This is a genomic window from Pseudomonas sp. TE50-2 (genome assembly GCF_040813665.1).
Lineage (GTDB): Bacteria > Pseudomonadota > Gammaproteobacteria > Pseudomonadales > Pseudomonadaceae > Aquipseudomonas > Aquipseudomonas soli.
This window is the reverse complement of record NZ_JBFNXN010000001.1, coordinates 4,679,523-4,695,761: the sequence shown is the minus strand read 5'-3', so window position 1 is coordinate 4,695,761 and position 16,239 is coordinate 4,679,523. Positions and strand designations below refer to the sequence as shown.

General features: G+C 62.2%; 14 protein-coding genes. 2 read left to right on the top strand and 12 right to left on the bottom strand.

The features are described from left to right. The first annotated feature begins 11 nt into the window (after positions 1 to 11). Together AAHK21_RS21480 and AAHK21_RS21475 are read left to right on the top strand one after the other, a co-directional pair. On the top strand, positions 12 to 2,762 hold the full coding sequence (locus tag AAHK21_RS21480) for a DUF6543 domain-containing protein (RefSeq protein WP_367858276.1): 2,751 nt from the start codon (positions 12 to 14) through the stop codon (positions 2,760 to 2,762). 149 nt (positions 2,763 to 2,911) lie between these two features. Beyond that, on the top strand, positions 2,912 to 5,614 hold the full coding sequence (locus AAHK21_RS21475) for a DUF6543 domain-containing protein (RefSeq protein ID WP_367858275.1): 2,703 nt from the start codon (positions 2,912 to 2,914) through the stop codon (positions 5,612 to 5,614). Between the two features lie 32 nt (positions 5,615 to 5,646). On the opposite strand, the gene AAHK21_RS21470 is transcribed toward AAHK21_RS21475, so the two are convergent. The 12 genes from AAHK21_RS21470 to fleN form a co-directional block, all read right to left on the bottom strand. Then, positions 5,647 to 6,042, bottom strand: coding sequence for a DUF2802 domain-containing protein (locus tag AAHK21_RS21470; RefSeq protein WP_023630608.1), 396 nt, complete (start codon positions 6,040 to 6,042; stop codon positions 5,647 to 5,649). A gap of 1 nt (position 6,043) precedes the next feature. Continuing rightward, on the bottom strand, positions 6,044 to 6,523 hold the full coding sequence (locus AAHK21_RS21465) for a chemotaxis protein CheW (RefSeq protein WP_023630607.1): 480 nt from the start codon (positions 6,521 to 6,523) through the stop codon (positions 6,044 to 6,046). 67 nt (positions 6,524 to 6,590) lie between these two features. After that, positions 6,591 to 7,511: a CheW domain-containing protein gene (locus AAHK21_RS21460; RefSeq protein ID WP_367858274.1), complete on the bottom strand. Its 921-nt coding sequence runs from the start codon at positions 7,509 to 7,511 to the stop codon at positions 6,591 to 6,593. Continuing rightward, complete coding sequence (locus AAHK21_RS21455) at positions 7,511 to 8,299, bottom strand: ParA family protein (RefSeq protein WP_023631839.1); 789 nt, start codon at positions 8,297 to 8,299, stop codon at positions 7,511 to 7,513. Before AAHK21_RS21455 ends, AAHK21_RS21460 begins: the two co-directional genes overlap by 1 nt. Positions 8,300 to 8,377: 78 nt before the next feature. Beyond that, positions 8,378 to 9,235 carry a flagellar motor protein MotD gene (gene motD / locus AAHK21_RS21450; RefSeq protein ID WP_367858273.1) on the bottom strand — a complete coding sequence of 286 codons (858 nt, stop codon included), beginning with the start codon at positions 9,233 to 9,235 and terminating at the stop codon, positions 8,378 to 8,380. A gap of 3 nt (positions 9,236 to 9,238) precedes the next feature. Beyond that, complete coding sequence (locus AAHK21_RS21445) at positions 9,239 to 9,979, bottom strand: flagellar motor protein (RefSeq protein WP_023631606.1); 741 nt, start codon at positions 9,977 to 9,979, stop codon at positions 9,239 to 9,241. After that, on the bottom strand, positions 9,979 to 11,103 hold the full coding sequence (locus tag AAHK21_RS21440; protein ID WP_367858272.1) for a chemotaxis response regulator protein-glutamate methylesterase: 1,125 nt from the start codon (positions 11,101 to 11,103) through the stop codon (positions 9,979 to 9,981). Before AAHK21_RS21440 ends, AAHK21_RS21445 begins: the two co-directional genes overlap by 1 nt. Positions 11,104 to 11,148: 45 nt before the next feature. Beyond that, positions 11,149 to 13,362, bottom strand: a complete 2,214-nt coding sequence (locus AAHK21_RS21435; protein WP_367858271.1) for a chemotaxis protein CheA — start codon at positions 13,360 to 13,362, stop codon at positions 11,149 to 11,151. A 12-nt stretch (positions 13,363 to 13,374) separates the two neighbouring features. Next, positions 13,375 to 14,163 carry a protein phosphatase CheZ gene (locus AAHK21_RS21430; protein WP_046854691.1) on the bottom strand — a complete coding sequence of 263 codons (789 nt, stop codon included), beginning with the start codon at positions 14,161 to 14,163 and terminating at the stop codon, positions 13,375 to 13,377. A 19-nt stretch (positions 14,164 to 14,182) separates the two neighbouring features. Beyond that, positions 14,183 to 14,557, bottom strand: coding sequence for a chemotaxis response regulator CheY (locus AAHK21_RS21425; RefSeq protein ID WP_023630863.1), 375 nt, complete (start codon positions 14,555 to 14,557; stop codon positions 14,183 to 14,185). A 104-nt stretch (positions 14,558 to 14,661) separates the two neighbouring features. Further along, entirely contained in the window at positions 14,662 to 15,402 is a 741-nt protein-coding gene (fliA, locus tag AAHK21_RS21420) for an RNA polymerase sigma factor FliA (RefSeq protein ID WP_038706555.1), read from the bottom strand. After that, complete coding sequence (fleN, locus tag AAHK21_RS21415; protein ID WP_023630864.1) at positions 15,399 to 16,232, bottom strand: flagellar synthesis regulator FleN; 834 nt, start codon at positions 16,230 to 16,232, stop codon at positions 15,399 to 15,401. Before fleN ends, fliA begins: the two co-directional genes overlap by 4 nt. Positions 16,233 to 16,239 lie beyond the last annotated feature (7 nt).

The window sequence follows — 16,239 nt, the reverse complement described above, 5'->3', positions numbered from 1 at the left end:
AGGTGAACAACATGTCTACAAGCCGCATCAATACCGCCGGCGTTCAGTACGTCGTCGACCACCTGAGCCACATACCGCGCCCGGATCTCGAAGCCAGCCGGGCAATCCAGCAATGGCTGGCACAACAGGGCCATGACCTGGCCGCTGAGCAGATCGACGTCGTCACCCTGCACTACCGCCCCGATGGACCGAATCGCTATCTTGCCGCGGTTACCCAGCGCATGAGTCTGCCCCAGGCGGTACTGAGCAACTGGCAAGGTGAATCCAACAACAACCTGTTCGGCAGCCTGTTTCGCACCCCCTGGGCCGGCACCATGCCTGATCGCCCGCTACGCCTGGTGGAAACACTGCCAGCCCCCGGCTTCAATCACAACGGTGCCGCCTTCGAGGTGTTCAACGGTTTGTTCCGTCGTACCACGCCACAACGCTATGACAGCTCTACTCTTCTGCCGATAGCCGCAGATGCCTTCCAACGCTTCATAGAAGACCTGGACTTCCATACACCCTTCAAAGCCCAGCTGGACCACTACTGGAGCGAACACCTGCAAGACCACAGACTTGCCTGCAAGCTCAATTTCATAGCGGCCTGTAACAAACAGGTCAGTGAAGGCAGCCTCAGTGAGGCGGCCAGGCGGCTCATCTGGCAAGCCGCCGGGTTGATGCCCTGCGGCAGACAGTTGCACAGGAGTACGCTGAACATCTACGGCTACGCCGCTACCGACCTGTTGTATCTGAACGACCCTGCCAACGACCTGACCGTACTCTATATGCCCGGTAACAGCTCGCCATTGCTGGAGTTCAACAGCAAGACGCTTATGCAGGACTGGGTTGGCCGCCAGTGCCAGGACCCGGCAAAGCGCCGCGACTTGAAACAGTACTTCCGACTGGCCGACCGCCCGCAAGGTGTCGACTTCAGCGGCCTGGAAACAGCCCTCGACGGCCTGGCCGACTACCCGGCCCGCCACCCGCTGCCCCCTGAGCACGGCTACTTCAATGATGACGGTACCTGGCCACCACGAACCTATGTCGACTATCGGCCCGGCGAATACAACCCAAGGCTTGAAGGCGACCTTTTCCAGGCACTGGCCGAGCGTCAGCGCCAACGCAGTTATGACGATGCCGACTTTCTCATCACCCGCGACAGCCAGGTCAGCAAAGCCCGCTGGATCGGCTACCTGACCACCACACTCAACCTGCTGGCACCGCTGTGTCTCGTGGTACCGGGACTTGCCCCCTTGCTGGCCCTGGGCGGCGTCGTACAGCTGGGGCTGGGGCTCGACCAGGCGATCAACGGTCGAACACTTGAAGAAAAGGAAGCCGGAGTCGGAAACATCACCTGGGGTCTGCTCAATGCCGTGCCATTGGCAATCGCTGGCGCCCGTGGAGCCAAGGTGCTGTTCGAGTTCAAAAGCGAGGGTTTCGTACCGCCCACGCGTCTGAATGAACAGATCGGTTACCCATTGAGCCCGAGCACCCCACCCCGCTTTCCGGAACCTGAGGGTGCGCGCTATTTCCACACGCCCGAGTCGATCCATCCCCTACCGGATGGCGACCAGGCCATCGCCGATTCCGTTGTTCGAGTGCCGCTCTACAATGGCGATCCCGACCACCTAGGGGTGAGCATCGCTGGCTACAACGATCATGTCGTTTATGACGTAGAGCGCGATGTGTTTATTCGTGAGGAGGACCTCAACGAAGTAAATCCAGTCGGCTACATAGCCCAGGCTGGAAGAAGGGACCTGGTGCCAGCACCCACCACCCGCCTAGTCACCAACGCCATGCGCACCCGGAGCCTGCGTGCGCTAGGGGTCGATCTTCCATTGCCGGTGGAAGTGCCCACGCAAGCCGCTGACAGCTACCCCATCCCCAAGACGGTCAATTGCCTCTGGGTAGGCGACAAGGTGATCAACCCTGAACTGCTGACCAACCTGGGCAAGAATGCTGCGCGGCTCAAGGACAGCGACTATTCTCTGCGCCTGTTCCTTTCGCGCGCCAACCCCGACGTCTATGCCGAAAACCAGTGGCTGCTCGCTGCGCAGGCACCAGGCCTGCAGGTTCTTCCGCTGGAAGAGCAGGCCTTCTTCAGAGTATTTCGGCAGAGCAGATACTACGCCCAATATGATGCAGCGCTGGATGGCAATGGCGGTGTCGCCAGCAACTACGCCTCGGCATCCGACGTGTTGCGCTACCCTATGCTGCATCACGAAGGGGGCTTGTACATGGATGTGGACGATACCCTGCTGAGCCAAGGGGAACATCCGCAGCTTATTGATGGGCAACCGGCAAATAGTCCCACCGAAGCCATCGACCAGGTTGAACTGAGCACTACATCCGATGGCCTGCTGCTGGCGCCGCCGATGTCCAACGAAAAGATGGGCATGAACTGCCTTTACAACACCAGCCTGATTGGCAGCCACGCCGGCAACCCCACCCTCGAGGCCATTTCCGAAGAAATGCATGCCCGCTTCCAGACCAATCCGGACTTCTACGACAGCAAGCCCAGCCTGGCCGAAGATCCGGCCAACTTCTATCGCTATGCCAACCGCCTCAGCCGCATGACCGGCCCAGCCTTGCTCAGCGATGTGGTCGACCGCCACCTGCCGGCGCTGCGCACCTTGCGCCAGATCATCAACCTGTACGCCATACCGCGGATCAACGCCTACCGATTCCTCGACCTGCAGCGTGGCAAGGACGCCGTGCGCACCCTGCTGCCGCTCAATCGCTTCGCCAAGGTCGGCGGCAATCACTCATGGAGCAAATAAGTAACCCCACCGTGCAGCAATAAACCTTGCGCGGTCATTCAGCGGCCTTGTATCGCGAATGAACCGCGCAAGGTAGTAACCCTATACAGCCTCGAGCGCGATCTACCTCGCTACTTTGACGTCTCATTTGTACAAACAGGTAGAACTCCATGGCTTCCACTTTCGTGAACGAGGCGGGCGAACAGTTCATCCGCGGCCACCTGCAACAAATTCCCCGTCCTGACCGATATGCCTGCGGCGCCATTCGCAAATGGGTCCAACGACAAGGGCATGACCTCGATCCCGACCAGACCGACGTCGTCACCCTGCATTACCGTGGCAATGAGGCAGTCATCGTCCAACGCCTTCCACTCTCCCAGGCGGTACTCTCGAACTGGCAAGGCGAAACCAACAAGAATCTGATCGGCCAGTTGCTCCCCGGGCATTGGGCAGGCACGTTGCCAAATGGCCCGCTGACTATCGTCGAACATCTGCCTGAACCTGGTGTGTTCGACAACAGCGCCCGTTTCTCCGTGTTCAACGGCCTGTTCCGCAGATCTACTCCAGCCCGCTACGACAGCACCACACATCTGCCAATCGATGTCGAGGCCATGCAGCGGTTCATCTGGGGCCTGGACTTCCACACGCGCTTCACCGCCATGCTGGACGATTACTGGAGCAAGGCCCAAGACACTCATTGCCAGTCCCAGCAAATCAGCTACATCGCCGCCTGCAACAAACAGGTCCAGGAAGGCTCGTTGAGCGACACTGGCCGTCAGTTAGCCTGGCAAGCGGCGGGTCTCATGCAGAGAGCTTCCGGCCTGGAAATCAGGCCCTTGAACGTCTATGGCTATGCCGCCACCGATATCATCCAAGTTACTGACCCAGCACATCAGCAAGTACTGCTGTACCTACCGGGCAATTCATCCCCCTTCCATGAGTTCGACGGCATGGAGGCAATGAAGGACTGGTTCGGCGAACAGTGCAGCGACAGCGAAAAACGCCAGCGCCTGCGTCAGTATTTCAAACTGGCCGACACTCCCGACGGCCTGGACTTCAGCGGGCTGGATACCGCGCTGGACGGCCTTGGCACCTACCCGCGCTTCCATACCCGGTCGCCCAATCGACCTGGCTTTACCGTCGATGGTCCCTGGCCGCCCAGGGACTACGTCAACTACAAGGCTCACAAGTACAGCGCGTTGATAGAAGGCGACTTGTTCGAAGCCCTCACCTTGCGCCAGCGCAAACGCAGTTATGCCGACGCCGACTTCCTCATCACCAGCAAGACGCAAGTGACCAAGGCCCGCTGGCGTGACTACCTGGTGACTTCGATCAATCTGCTGGCGCCCTTGGCGCTGGTGGTTCCTGAACTCATACCACTGCTGGCAGTTGGTGGCATCGCGCAGTTTGGCCTGGGGATCGACCAGGCAATCAACGGCAAGACGCTGGAGGACAAGGCCAACGGTGTGGGCAACATCGAGTTCGGCCTGCTAAATGCCGCCCCCCTGCTCCTGCGGGCAGCGATTCGCATGAAAGTCCTGTTCCCTGGCAAAGACCCACGCTTCATCATGCCAACGCGAGTGAACGATCAGTTGGGCTATCCCTTGAGCCCCATGGATCCGCCCAAGCTCCCCGAAGAGGGGGTCGCGCAATTCTTCGCCCCACCCCCAGAGCCAATAGCACTTGCGCAAGATAGCCATCTAGTCAACTGGATCGCCCGATTCATTGATAGCAATGGCGTGAAGCATATGGAGGCAACCCTGGAAGACGCGAGGTTCGAAGTACGCTATGACAGTGAACACGATGCATTCGTCAGGCCGAATAGCAAGGATGCATCGCCAACGTACTATCAGGTTTCCGACCAAAGCAACGGCCTGGAAATCATCGATGTCAGCAACCGCACAGTCACTGACGGCTTGCGCATGAGGACATTGCGTGGGCTTGGCGTCGACCTGCAACTACCCATCGAAATTCCCACGCCCACCAGCGAAATGTTCGAACTTCCCAAGCAGATCCTGAATATCTGGGTCGGTGACAAAGTCATCCCCGACAATCTGCTGAAGACCGTGGAAGCCAACGCCAGGGGTTTGCTGCGCTCCAGAATCCCTTACCGGCTATATCTATCCAATGCCGATTCGGATGTATACCGCACCAACCATGCCGCGCTACTCAAGCATGCTGAAAATCTGCAGATACTGCCGCTGGAAGATCAGGCGTTCTACGATGACTTCCAGAGCAGTCCTTACTTCGAACAATACGAGAAGGCCATCAAAGGTGGAAATTATGCTTCGGCCTGCGACGTACTCCGCTACCAATTACTCAACAGCGAAGGCGGCGTTTACATAGACATCGACGACACCCTACGCACACTGGGTAATCATCCGGATGCCGATGCAATGATCGCGTCGACTCCATTGAAAGCGACGCAAAATGGCCTTGTGCTGGGCGCCCCGATGGACAATTCGCGCCTGGGCATGCATTGCGCCTACTCGAACAGCTTGATTGGCAGCCATGCGGGGAACGATACGCTGGACGCTATCTCCGATGAGATACTCAAACGCTTCGAAGACAACCCGAACTTTTATGACACCAGACCGTTGTATGGCGCCCCCGACCATGAGATCTACGCCAAGAAACTGAACGATATGACCGGACCTGGCGTCCTCAACGACGTGATTGACGATGAAGACTACGAGGATCTATCCAGGCTGCGCATCTTGCGACAAATCACCAAACTGGAGTCAGTTCCTCAGAAAGACTTCACATTCCTCACAAGCCCGGCCCGCGCCGCCATTTCCGAGGCGCTGCGCAGCGACCAGACACTGAGAGACCTTGTAACTGTAGGCAACAACAACTCGTGGGCGAAACCCTGATACAAGCCGGGCGACTTACGTCGCCCGGTTCATCATTCCCCGCGGTGCAGCTTGCTCATCAACTGCGCCTCGGCCTGGGTCAACCCGCAGGTCTGGGTCAGCTCCTCGACGCTGGCGCCCATGCCCACCAGCTTGGCGGCCTGGGCGAAAGTGACGCTGTTGGGGTCGCGCTGCTCGAGTTGCTGGAGCTTCTCGGGCAGCGGCGCCACCACTGCGCGCAGTTCATGGATCGCTTCGCCCATGCGCACGGTGCCGTTCTGGTAGTCATCCAGGCGTTTGGCGAGGTCCTTGATGCGCTGGTCACGCAGCGCATCGCCCTGGGCCTGCTGGGCGGCCAGCTCGCGCTGGCGCTTGCTGTAGTTGAGGAAGAACCACAGGCTCAGCGCCCACAGCAGCGCCAGGAAGATGACAGCAACCTCGAAGATCAACTCAGATGTTCTCCAGCTCGGACCACTCTTCCTCGGTCATCATCTTGTCCAGCTCGACCAGGATCAGCAGCTCGCCGTTCTTGTTGCACACGCCCTGGATGAACTTGGCCGACTCTTCGTTGCCGACGTTCGGCGCGGTCTCGATCTCCGACTGGCGCAGGTACACCACTTCAGCGACGCTGTCGACGAGGATGCCGACCACCTGCTTGTCCGCCTCGATGATGACGATACGGGTGTTGTCGGTGACTTCGCTCGACATCAGGCCGAAGCGCTGGCGGGTGTCGATCACGGTCACCACATTACCGCGCAGGTTGATGATGCCCAGTACATAGCTGGGGGCGCCCGGAACCGGGGCGATCTCGGTGTAGCGCAGGACTTCCTGCACCTGCATGACATTGATGCCGTAGGACTCGTTGTCCAGACGGAAGGTTACCCACTGCAGGATCGGATCTTCGGAACCTTGTGCAGACGACTTTTTCATTCCCCTAGCCCTCAAAATCCGCCATTGGCGGTGTGCTCTGTGTTGCCGCGGCAGTAGCGGCGTTGATTCAGTTGTGTTTGGTGTTCATCTGCTTGACCGCGCCACTGGCGATCAGCTCGGCCAGCTCGGCGACGTCGAGCAGCGCGCACATGTGTTCGATCACCGTGCCGGCCAGCCACGGGCGCTGACCGCGCTGGCTGCGCCACTTGATCTCGCTCGGGTCCAGGCGCAGCGAGCGGCTGACCTGGTGCACGGCCAGCCCCCATTCGTAGCCCTGGACCGAAATGACGTATTGCAGGCCCTGGCGGAAATCGTCCCGGTAGCGGTCGGGCATGACCCAGCGCGCGGTATCCAGCACCTTGAGGTTGCCCGCCTGGCAGGTGAGGATGCCGAGGAACCAGTCCGGCTGGCCGAACAGCGGCGTCAACTCCTGCCCGGCCAGAGTGTAGATCGAGCCCAGGCAAACCAGCGGTACCGCCAGGGTCAGCCCGGCGACATCGAACAGCAGGCATTCGAATGGCTCGGCGGCCCATTCCGGGCGCCCGTCGACCGTCGCCGGAGGTGTCGGCGCGGCAGGCGCCGCCGGCACGTGCAGCTCCACCAGTGGCGTCGCCGGCTCGATGGCCGGAGCTTCGGTCAACAGCGGGATGCTGGCCTCAGCCACCACCTCGCGCTCGACCACCGCCACCACCGGCTCCACGACAGGCGTGGCGGGCGGCAGCACGGTTGGCAGGACCTTGGCCTGCGGCTCGGCGAAAGGCCGGGGCGCAGGCGCGGCTGGCGTGACCTGGCGCTGTGCGTCGCGAACCTGTTCCTCGCGGACAGCCGCCTCGAACTCATCGGCGGGGGCCGGCTCCACGGGTGGCGCGGCCGGCGCGTCCTGCTCCTGCGGCAACTCGAGTGGCTCGGTGGCCTCCTGCAGCAACCCATCAAGGTAGGACTGCAAGGCCATCTGCGGCTTGGTGGTGATATGCGGCGCCTGGTTCATCAGGCCACCTGCAACGCGGAACGGTAGGTCAACAGGTGCTTGAGCAGCGCGCGATAGGCCACCACGCCACGGCTCTTGCCATCGAACTGCGAAGGCGTGACGCCGTTGCGGCTGGCGTCGCGCAGGCGCGTATCCACCGGGATGTAGCCTTGCCAGACTTGATCGCCATAGGTGTCGCGCAGCACTTTCAAGGTGCCCAGCGAAGCCTGCGTGCGGCGGTCGAACAAGGTCGGCACGATCTGGTACGGCAACGCCTGCTTGCGCGAACGGTTGATCATGCCCAGCGTGCCAACCATGCGCTCCAAGCCCTTGACCGCGAGAAACTCGGTCTGCACCGGGATCACCAACTGCTGGCTGGCGGCCAGGGCGTTGACCATCAGCACGCCCAGCAAGGGTGGGCTGTCGATCAGGGCGAAGTCGAAATCCTGCCACAGCTGCGCCAGACTCTTGGCGATCACCAGGCCCAGGCCACTCTGGCCCGGCGACTGACGCTCGAGCACCGCCAAAGCAGTGCTCGACGGCAGCAGCGAGATACGCTCATCACTGGTGGGTAGCAGCAGCTGGCCCGGCAGCCCGTCGGGCACCGTGCCTTTGTGCAGGAACAGGTCGTAGCAGCTGTGCTCCAGCGCATCGGGGTTGTGCCCGAAATAACTGGTCATCGAGCCGTGCGGGTCGAGGTCGACCACGACCACGCGCTTGCCCGCCTCGGCCAGCAGGCCGGCCAGGGCGATGGTGGTGGTGGTCTTGCCGACGCCACCTTTTTGATTGGCTACTGCCCAGACTCTCATCGTGCGTTGCTTCCTCCCGGTATGGCCGCCTGCCCTGCCGGGAACGGTGTGAAGTTCAGTGACGGGGATTTGACGAAATCAGCCCCCGGTCCTCGGTGCTGGCGAGGCTGGTGCACTTTGTGTGCCAGCCCGGCGCATCGCCGCATCCGGGGTGGCGTTGGCGCTGCCGCTGCCGGTCAGGCTGCGACGCACCTCCAGGTTGCGCGAAATCACCAGCACCACTCGGCGGTTGCGCGCACGCCCGTCCGCATTGTCGTTGCTGGCCACCGGCTGGTACTCGCCGTACCCCACCGAGGCCATGCGCGCGGGGTTGACCCCCTCCATGGCCAGCAAGCGGACGATGCTCGCCGCTCGCGCCGACGACAGCTCCCAGTTGGTCGGGTACTGGGCGGTGCGGATCGGCAGGTTATCGGTGAAGCCCTCGACATGCACCGGGTTGGCGAAGGGCCTGAGGATCTTCGCCACCTTCTCGATGATTTCGAAGGCGACATCACTGGGCATGGCATCGGCGCTGGCGAACAGCAGCGAGGAGTTGAGCTCGATCTCCACCCACAGTTCGTTGCCGCGCACGGTCATCTGGTTGGACTTGATCAGGTCGCCGAAAGCGTCACGCACATCGTCGGTGATGGTCTTGAGCGGGTCGACGCTGGTCTGCGCCAGGCCCGCGTCGGTCTGCTCGCTGTCCTTGATCAACGGCTCGGCCGGTTTGACGCTCAGCGGGCGCTCATCGCCGATCGGGATCGGTTTCATGCTGCGCTCGGGGTCGTTGAACACCCCGATCAGCGCCTGGGAAATCTGCTTGTACTTGCCTTCGTTGATCGACGAAATCGAATACATGACCACGAAGAAGGCGAACAGCAGGGTAATGAAGTCAGCATACGAGACCAGCCAGCGTTCGTGGTTCTCGTGCTCTTCGATCTTGCGACGGCGGGCCATGGCTTACTCCATGAAGCCTTGCAGCTTCAGCTCGATCGAGCGTGGGTTCTCGCCTTCGGCGATCGACAGCAGGCCTTCGAGCAGCATCTCGCGGTAACGCGACTGGCGCAGGGTGATGGCCTTGAGCTTGTTGGCGACCGGCAACAGGATCAGGTTGGCACTGGCCACGCCATAGATGGTGGCGACGAAGGCCACGGCGATGCCGTTGCCCAGCTGCGACGGATCAGCGAGGTTGCCCATCACATGGATCAGGCCCATTACCGCGCCGATGATACCGATGGTCGGCGCGTAGCCGCCCATGCTCTCGAACACCTTGGCGGCCTGGATGTCACGGGACTCCTGGGTCAAAAAGTCGACTTCGAGGATGCTGCGGATGGCTTCCGGCTCGGCGCCGTCGACCAGCAACTGCAGGCCTTTGCGCGCATAGGGATCGGGCTCGGCATCGGCCACGCCTTCCAGGCCCAGCAGGCCTTCCTTGCGCGCCGTCAGGCTCCAGTTCACCACACGGTCGATGCCGCCGGCCAGGTCCACCCGTGGCGGGAAGAAAATCCAGCGAATGATCTGCAGGGCACGCTTGAACGACGACAGCGGCGACTGCAGCAATGCCGCCGCCAGGGTACCGCCCAGCACGATCAGCGCCGCCGGGCCGTTGATCAGCGCACCGACGTGGCCGCCCTCCATGAAATTGCCGCCGACGATGGCGACAAAGGCGAGGATCAGGCCGATCAGGCTCAACACATCCATCAGACGCACGCCTCGACCAGGTGCTTGCCGATCTCGTCCAGGCTGTAGACGGCGTCGGCGAGGTTGGCCTTGACGATGGCCATGGGCATGCCATAGATCACGCAGCTGGCTTCATCCTGCGCCCACACGGTGCTGCCACCCTGCTTGAGCAGGCGTGCGCCTTCGCGGCCATCGGCGCCCATGCCGGTGAGAACCACCGAGAGCACCTTGTCGCCGTAGGACTTGGCGGCAGAGCCAAAGGTGATGTCCACGCAGGGCTTGTAGTTCAGGCGTTCATCGCCCGGCAGGATCTTCACCGTGCCACGGCCGTCGACCATCATCTGCTTGCCACCCGGGGCCAACAGGGCCAGGCCCGGGCGCAGCACGTCACCGTCCTCGGCCTCCTTGACGCTGATCTTGCACAGCTTGTCCAGGCGCTCGGCGAAGGCCTTGGTGAAAGCCGCCGGCATGTGCTGGATGAGCACGATCGGCGCCGGGAAACCGGCGGGCAGTTGGGTCAGCACCCGCTGCAGCGCCACCGGACCGCCCGTGGAGGTGCCGATGGCAACCAGCTTGTACGGCTTGCGCTTGGGTGCCGGCGAATGCGTGGCAGCCGGTGCCGCGGCACGGGCCGGGGCGGCAGTGCGCGCAGGCGCGGTACCGGCGAAGCTACTGGCTGGGGCATGGCTGCTGGCCGGTGCCGGCGCTGCGGCCGGTGCCGGGCTGGAATAGGCACTGAAACGGCGGTTGCTGCGCGAGATGGTGTGGACCTTCTCGCACAGCATCTGCTTGACCTTCTCCGGGTTACGCGAGATGTCTTCGAAATTCTTCGGCAGGTAGTCGACCGCACCGGCATCCAGGGCGTCGAGGGTGACGCGGGCGCCTTCGTGGGTCAGCGAGGAGAACATCAATACCGGCGTCGGGCAGCGCTGCATGATGTGACGCACCGCGGTGATGCCATCCATCATGGGCATTTCATAGTCCATGGTGATGACATCGGGCTTGAGCGCCAGCGCCTGGTCGATCGCTTCCTTGCCGTTGGTCGCGGTACCCACGACCTGGATCGTCGGGTCGGACGCGAGAATTTCCGAGACACGGCGGCGGAAGAAACCGGAATCATCCACCACCAGGACCTTGACTGCCATAAACACTCCGTTAGGCGGCGCACCCGCCTGGGCGCGCCACCGAAATCAAATACGCCGGGCGGCGTAACGCTTGAGCATGCTCGGGACGTCGAGGATCAGCGCGATACGGCCGTCACCGGTGATGGTCGCGCCGGACATGCCCGGGGTTCCCTGCAGCATCTTGCCCAGCGGCTTGATCACCACCTCTTCCTGACCGACCAGCTGGTCGACCACGAAACCGATGCGCTGGGTGCCGACCGAGAGGATCACCACATGACCTTCGTGCTGCTCCTCGTGCTCGTGGTCCTGGACCAGCCAGCGCTTGAGGTAGAACAGCGGCAGCGCCTTGTCGCGCACGATCACCACTTCCTGGCCGTCGACCACGTTGGTGCGCGACAGGTCGAGATGGAAGATCTCGTTGACGTTGACCAGCGGGAAGGCGAACGCCTGGTTGGCCAGCATCACCATCAGCGTCGGCATGATCGCCAGGGTCAGCGGCACCTTGATGACGATCTTCGAGCCCTGGCCCTTGGCCGAGAAGATGTTGATCGAGCCGTTGAGCTGGGAAATCTTGGTCTTCACCACGTCCATGCCGACACCGCGGCCGGACACGTCGGAGATCTCGGTCTTGGTCGAGAAGCCCGGGGCGAAGATCAGGTTGTAGCAGTCCGACTCGCTCAGGCGGTCGGCCGCGTCCTTGTCCATCAGGCCCTTCTCCACGGCCTTGGCGCGCAGGATGCTCGGGTCCATGCCCTTGCCGTCGTCAGAAATCGACAGCAGGATGTGGTCACCTTCCTGCTCGGCGGACAGTACCACCCGGCCCATGCGCGACTTGCCGGAGGCCTCGCGCTCGTCGGGCATCTCGACGCCATGGTCGACGGCGTTGCGCACCAAGTGCACCAACGGGTCGGCCAGGGCCTCGACCAGGTTCTTGTCCAGGTCGGTTTCTTCGCCGACCAGCTCCAGGTTGATCTCTTTCTTGAGCTGGCGGGCCAGGTCGCGAACCAGGCGCGGGAAACGCCCGAAGACCTTCTTGATCGGCTGCATGCGCGTCTTCATGACAGCGGTCTGCAGGTCGGCGGTAACCACATCGAGGTTGGACACGGCCTTGGACATGGCCTCGTCACCGCTGTTGAGCCCCAGGCGCACCAGGCGGTTACGCACCAGCACCAGTTCGCCGACCATGTTCATGATCTCGTCCAGGCGCGCGGTGTCGACCCGCACGGTGGTCTCCGCCTCGCTGGCGCCATGCTTGTCGGCGGCCGGCGCCGGCGCCCGGGCCGGAGCGGCAGGCTTGGCAGCGGCAGGCGCGGGAGCAGGCGCTGGCGCTGGCTTGGCAACCGGCTTGGCTTCGGCCTTGGCCGCGACAGGTGCGGCAACAGCGGCTGCTGGCGCTTCGGCAACAACCGCCTCGCCAGAGAACTTGCCCTTGCCGTGCAACTGGTCGAGCAGCGCCTCGAATTCGTGTTCGGTGATGCTCTCGTCAGCCGCCGCTGGTGCCGCGCTGGCTGCAGGAGCAGCGACGCCAGGCAATGCGTCGACAGCGAAGGTGCCCTTGCCGTGCAACTGATCGAGCAGCGACTCGAACTCGTCGTCGGTGATCTCATCACTGGCAGGGGCAACGGCCGCTGGCTCACTGGCAGCGGTATCTGGCGAAAACTGGCCTTTGCCGTGCAGCTGGTCGAGCAACGACTCGAATTCGGCGTCGGTAATCTCGTCACCACCCGCGCTGACCTGTTCACCTTGCAGTTGCTCGTGAACCTGGGCTTCGGCCTTGACTGCATCGAGCGAGTCGAGCAGTTGCTCGAACTCGGTGTCGGTGATGTCGGGCTCGGCAGCCGGCGCCTCGGCGACAGCGGCCACCTCGACCGGGGCCGGCTCGTCGGCACCAGCGGGCTCGGCCAGGCGCGACAGCGCTGCCAGCAGCTCACGGGTGGCCGGCGTGACATCGGTGCGCTCACGTACCTGGCCAAACATGCTGTTGACCGTGTCGAGTGCTTCGAGCACCACGTCCATCAGCTCCGCGTCGACCCGGCGCTCACCTTTGCGCAGGATGTCGAACACGTTCTCGGCAATGTGGCAGCACTCCACCAACTCATTGAGCTGAAGGAAGCCGGCGCCCCCTTTTACAGTGTGGAAACCGCGGAAAATCGCGTTGAGCAGGTCCGCATCATCAGGCCGGCTTTCCAGCTCGACCAATTGCTCGGACAGTTGCTCGAGGATTTCGCCGGCTTCTACCAGGAAATCCTGAAGGATTTCTTCATCGGCGCCGAAGCTCATTAAACGTGCTCCTTAAAAACCCAGGCTGGACAACAGATCGTCGACATCGTCCTGGCTGGACACGACGTCTTCACGCTTATCGGCATGAATCTGCGGACCTTCACCCCGAGTCGGATGTTTTTCTTGATCTTTTTCAGCGCGCAGCTGCTGGTGGTCATGTTCGATACCGGCAAAGCGGTCGACCTGGCTTGCCATCAGCACGAGCTTGAGCAGATTGCTTTCGACTTCGGTGACCAGCGTGGTCACCCGTTTGATCACCTGGCCGGTGAGATCCTGATAATCCTGGGCCAGGACGATATCGTTGATATGGCCCGCAACCTTCTGATTACCTTCGGCGCTGTGCGTCAGGAAACTGTCCACACGCTTGACCAACTCACGGAACTCCGGCGCCGCCACCTCGCGGCGCATGAAGCGCTGCCAGTCGGCGGACAGGCTCTGGGCCTCGGTGGCAAGGTCGTTGAGCACCGGGGTGCACGCCTCCGCCAGGTCCATGGTGCGGTTGGCCGCACCTTCGGTGAGGCGGACCACGTAGGAGAGGCGCTCGGCGGCATCGGTAATCTGCGACACTTCCTCGGCCTGCGGCATGGCCGGGTCGATCTGGAAGTTGACGATTGCACTGTGCAGTTCGCGGGTGAGCTTGCCGACTTCCTGGTACAGCCCGCGGTCGCGGGTCTGGTTCAGTTGGTGGATCAGCTGCACCGCCTCACCGAACCGGCCGCGCTCGAGGCTCTCGACCAGCTCCTGGGCATGCTTCTTCAGGGTTGATTCGAACTCACCCAAAGAGTTGTTGGTTGACTCCATTGCGCCCCCCAGACGTGACTCAGCCGTTGACGCGTTCGAAGATCTTTTCGATCTTTTCTTTCAGCGCCAGGGCGGTGAAAGGCTTGACCACATAGCCGTTCACGCCGGCCTGGGCAGCTTCGATGATCTGCTCGCGCTTGGCTTCCGCGGTGACCATCAGTACCGGCAGGTGCTTGAGGCGCTCGTCGGCGCGAACGGCGCGCAGCAGGTCAATACCGGTCATGCCCGGCATGTTCCAGTCGGTCACCAGGAAATCAAAATGCTCGCTGGTGAGCATCGGCAGTGCCGTATTGCCGTCATCAGCTTCCTTGACGTTGGTGAACCCCAGGTCACGCAACAGGTTCTTGATGATCCGCCGCATCGTCGAAAAGTCGTCAACGATGAGGATTTTCATGTCTTTGTTCAATTAGACCTCCAAGCAGTCTTTAACGCGCTCGGCGCCGAGCGCGCGCTCAATCAATTCGGCACTACAAAAAAACGACTGCACTGAACCCGGGTTCAACGTGCCCGCCACTCCCCAAGGCGGCTGCGCAAACGCGCGGCGCACTGGCTGTGCAACTGGCTGACACGCGATTCGCTGACCCCCAGCACCTCACCGATTTCCTTGAGGTTCAGCTCTTCGTCGTAGTACAGCGCCAGGACCAGGCGCTCTCGCTCCGGCAGGTTGGCGATCGCATCGGCCAGCGCAGCCTGGAAGCGCTCGTCTTCCAGGTCACGCGCCGGCTCCAGCTGGCCGCTGGCTCCGTCCTCGTGCAGCCCTTCATGTTCGCCGTCCTGCAGCAGGTCGTCGAAACTGAACAGGCGGCTGCCCAAGGTGTCATTCAAAATCCCGTAGTAATCATCGAGACTCAATTGGAGTTCGGCAGCAACCTCGTGATCTTTAGCGTCGCGGCCAGTCTTTGCTTCGACACAGCGGATCGCGTCACTGACCATGCGCGTATTGCGGTGCACCGAACGTGGCGCCCAATCGCCCTTGCGCACCTCGTCGAGCATGGCGCCGCGAATACGGATACCAGCGTAGGTTTCGAAACTGGCACCCTTGCTGGCATCGTATTTGTTGGCCACTTCCAGCAAGCCGATCATCCCGGCCTGGATCAGATCCTCGACCTGGACGTTGGCCGGCAGGCGTGCCAGCAGGTGGTAGGCGATACGCTTGACCAGTGGCGCGTAGCGTTCGATCAGCTCGTACTGCGCGTCCTTGGCGGCCTTGCTGTACATCTTGAAACCGCTCGCGTTCATAGCACCGGCCCTGCACTGGTGGGCTGCACCAGGCGCTCGACAAAGAATTCCAGGTGCCCACGCGGGTTGGCAGGCAGCGGCCAGCTGTCGACCTTCTGCGCGATGGCCTTGAACGCCAGCGCACACTTGGACCGAGGGAAGGCCTCATAGACCGCCCGCTGCTTCTGCACGGCTTTGCGCACGCATTCGTCGTAAGGCACGGCACCGACGTATTGTAGGGCGACGTCGAGGAAGCGGTCCGTGACCTTGGTCAACTTGGCGAAAAGGTTGCGGCCTTCCTGTGGGCTCTGGGCCATGTTGGCCAGCACACGGAACCGGTTCATCCCGTAATCGCGGTTGAGCAGCTTGATCAGCGCGTAGGCGTCGGTGATCGAGGTCGGCTCGTCGCACACCACCAGCAACACTTCCTGGGCGGCACGGACGAAACTGACCACCGAGTCACCGATACCCGCAGCCGTGTCGATCACCAGCACATCGAGGTTGTCGCCGATGTCGCTGAAGGCCTGGATCAGGCCGGCGTGTTGCGCGGGCGCCAGGTGCACCATGCTCTGCGTGCCGGAGGCCGCCGGGACGATGCGCACACCACCCGGGCCTTGCAACAGCACATCGCGCAGCTCGCAGCGGCCTTCGATCACGTCGGCGAGGGTGCGCTTGGGCGTGAGCCCCAGCAGAACGTCGACATTGGCCAAGCCCAGGTCGGCGTCCAGCAACATCACCCGGCGGCCGAGCTCGGCCAGCGCCAGGGACAGGTTCACTGAAACGTTAGTCTTGCCGACGCCACCTTTGCCACCGGTCACGGCGATCACCTGTACGGGATGCATGCTACCCATGTCTGTT

Bases quoted from the DNA above. Each gene is read 5' to 3' on its own strand.
- AAHK21_RS21465 (WP_023630607.1), bottom strand. From the start codon at position 6,523: ATGAAAAAGTCGTCTGCACAAGGTTCCGAAGATCCGATCCTGCAGTGG.
- fleN (WP_023630864.1), bottom strand. From the start codon at position 16,232: ATGGGTAGCATGCATCCCGTACAGGTGATCGCCGTGACCGGTGGCAAA.
- motD (WP_367858273.1), bottom strand. From the start codon at position 9,235: ATGGCCCGCCGTCGCAAGATCGAAGAGCACGAGAACCACGAACGCTGG.
- AAHK21_RS21475 (WP_367858275.1), top strand. From the start codon at position 2,912: ATGGCTTCCACTTTCGTGAACGAGGCGGGCGAACAGTTCATCCGCGGC.
- fliA (WP_038706555.1), bottom strand. From the start codon at position 15,402: ATGAACGCGAGCGGTTTCAAGATGTACAGCAAGGCCGCCAAGGACGCG.
- AAHK21_RS21425 (WP_023630863.1), bottom strand. From the start codon at position 14,557: ATGAAAATCCTCATCGTTGACGACTTTTCGACGATGCGGCGGATCATC.
- AAHK21_RS21445 (WP_023631606.1), bottom strand. From the start codon at position 9,979: ATGGATGTGTTGAGCCTGATCGGCCTGATCCTCGCCTTTGTCGCCATC.
- AAHK21_RS21435 (WP_367858271.1), bottom strand. From the start codon at position 13,362: ATGAGCTTCGGCGCCGATGAAGAAATCCTTCAGGATTTCCTGGTAGAA.
- AAHK21_RS21430 (WP_046854691.1), bottom strand. From the start codon at position 14,163: ATGGAGTCAACCAACAACTCTTTGGGTGAGTTCGAATCAACCCTGAAG.
- AAHK21_RS21460 (WP_367858274.1), bottom strand. From the start codon at position 7,511: ATGAACCAGGCGCCGCATATCACCACCAAGCCGCAGATGGCCTTGCAG.
- AAHK21_RS21480 (WP_367858276.1), top strand. From the start codon at position 12: ATGTCTACAAGCCGCATCAATACCGCCGGCGTTCAGTACGTCGTCGAC.
- AAHK21_RS21455 (WP_023631839.1), bottom strand. From the start codon at position 8,299: ATGAGAGTCTGGGCAGTAGCCAATCAAAAAGGTGGCGTCGGCAAGACC.
- AAHK21_RS21440 (WP_367858272.1), bottom strand. From the start codon at position 11,103: ATGGCAGTCAAGGTCCTGGTGGTGGATGATTCCGGTTTCTTCCGCCGC.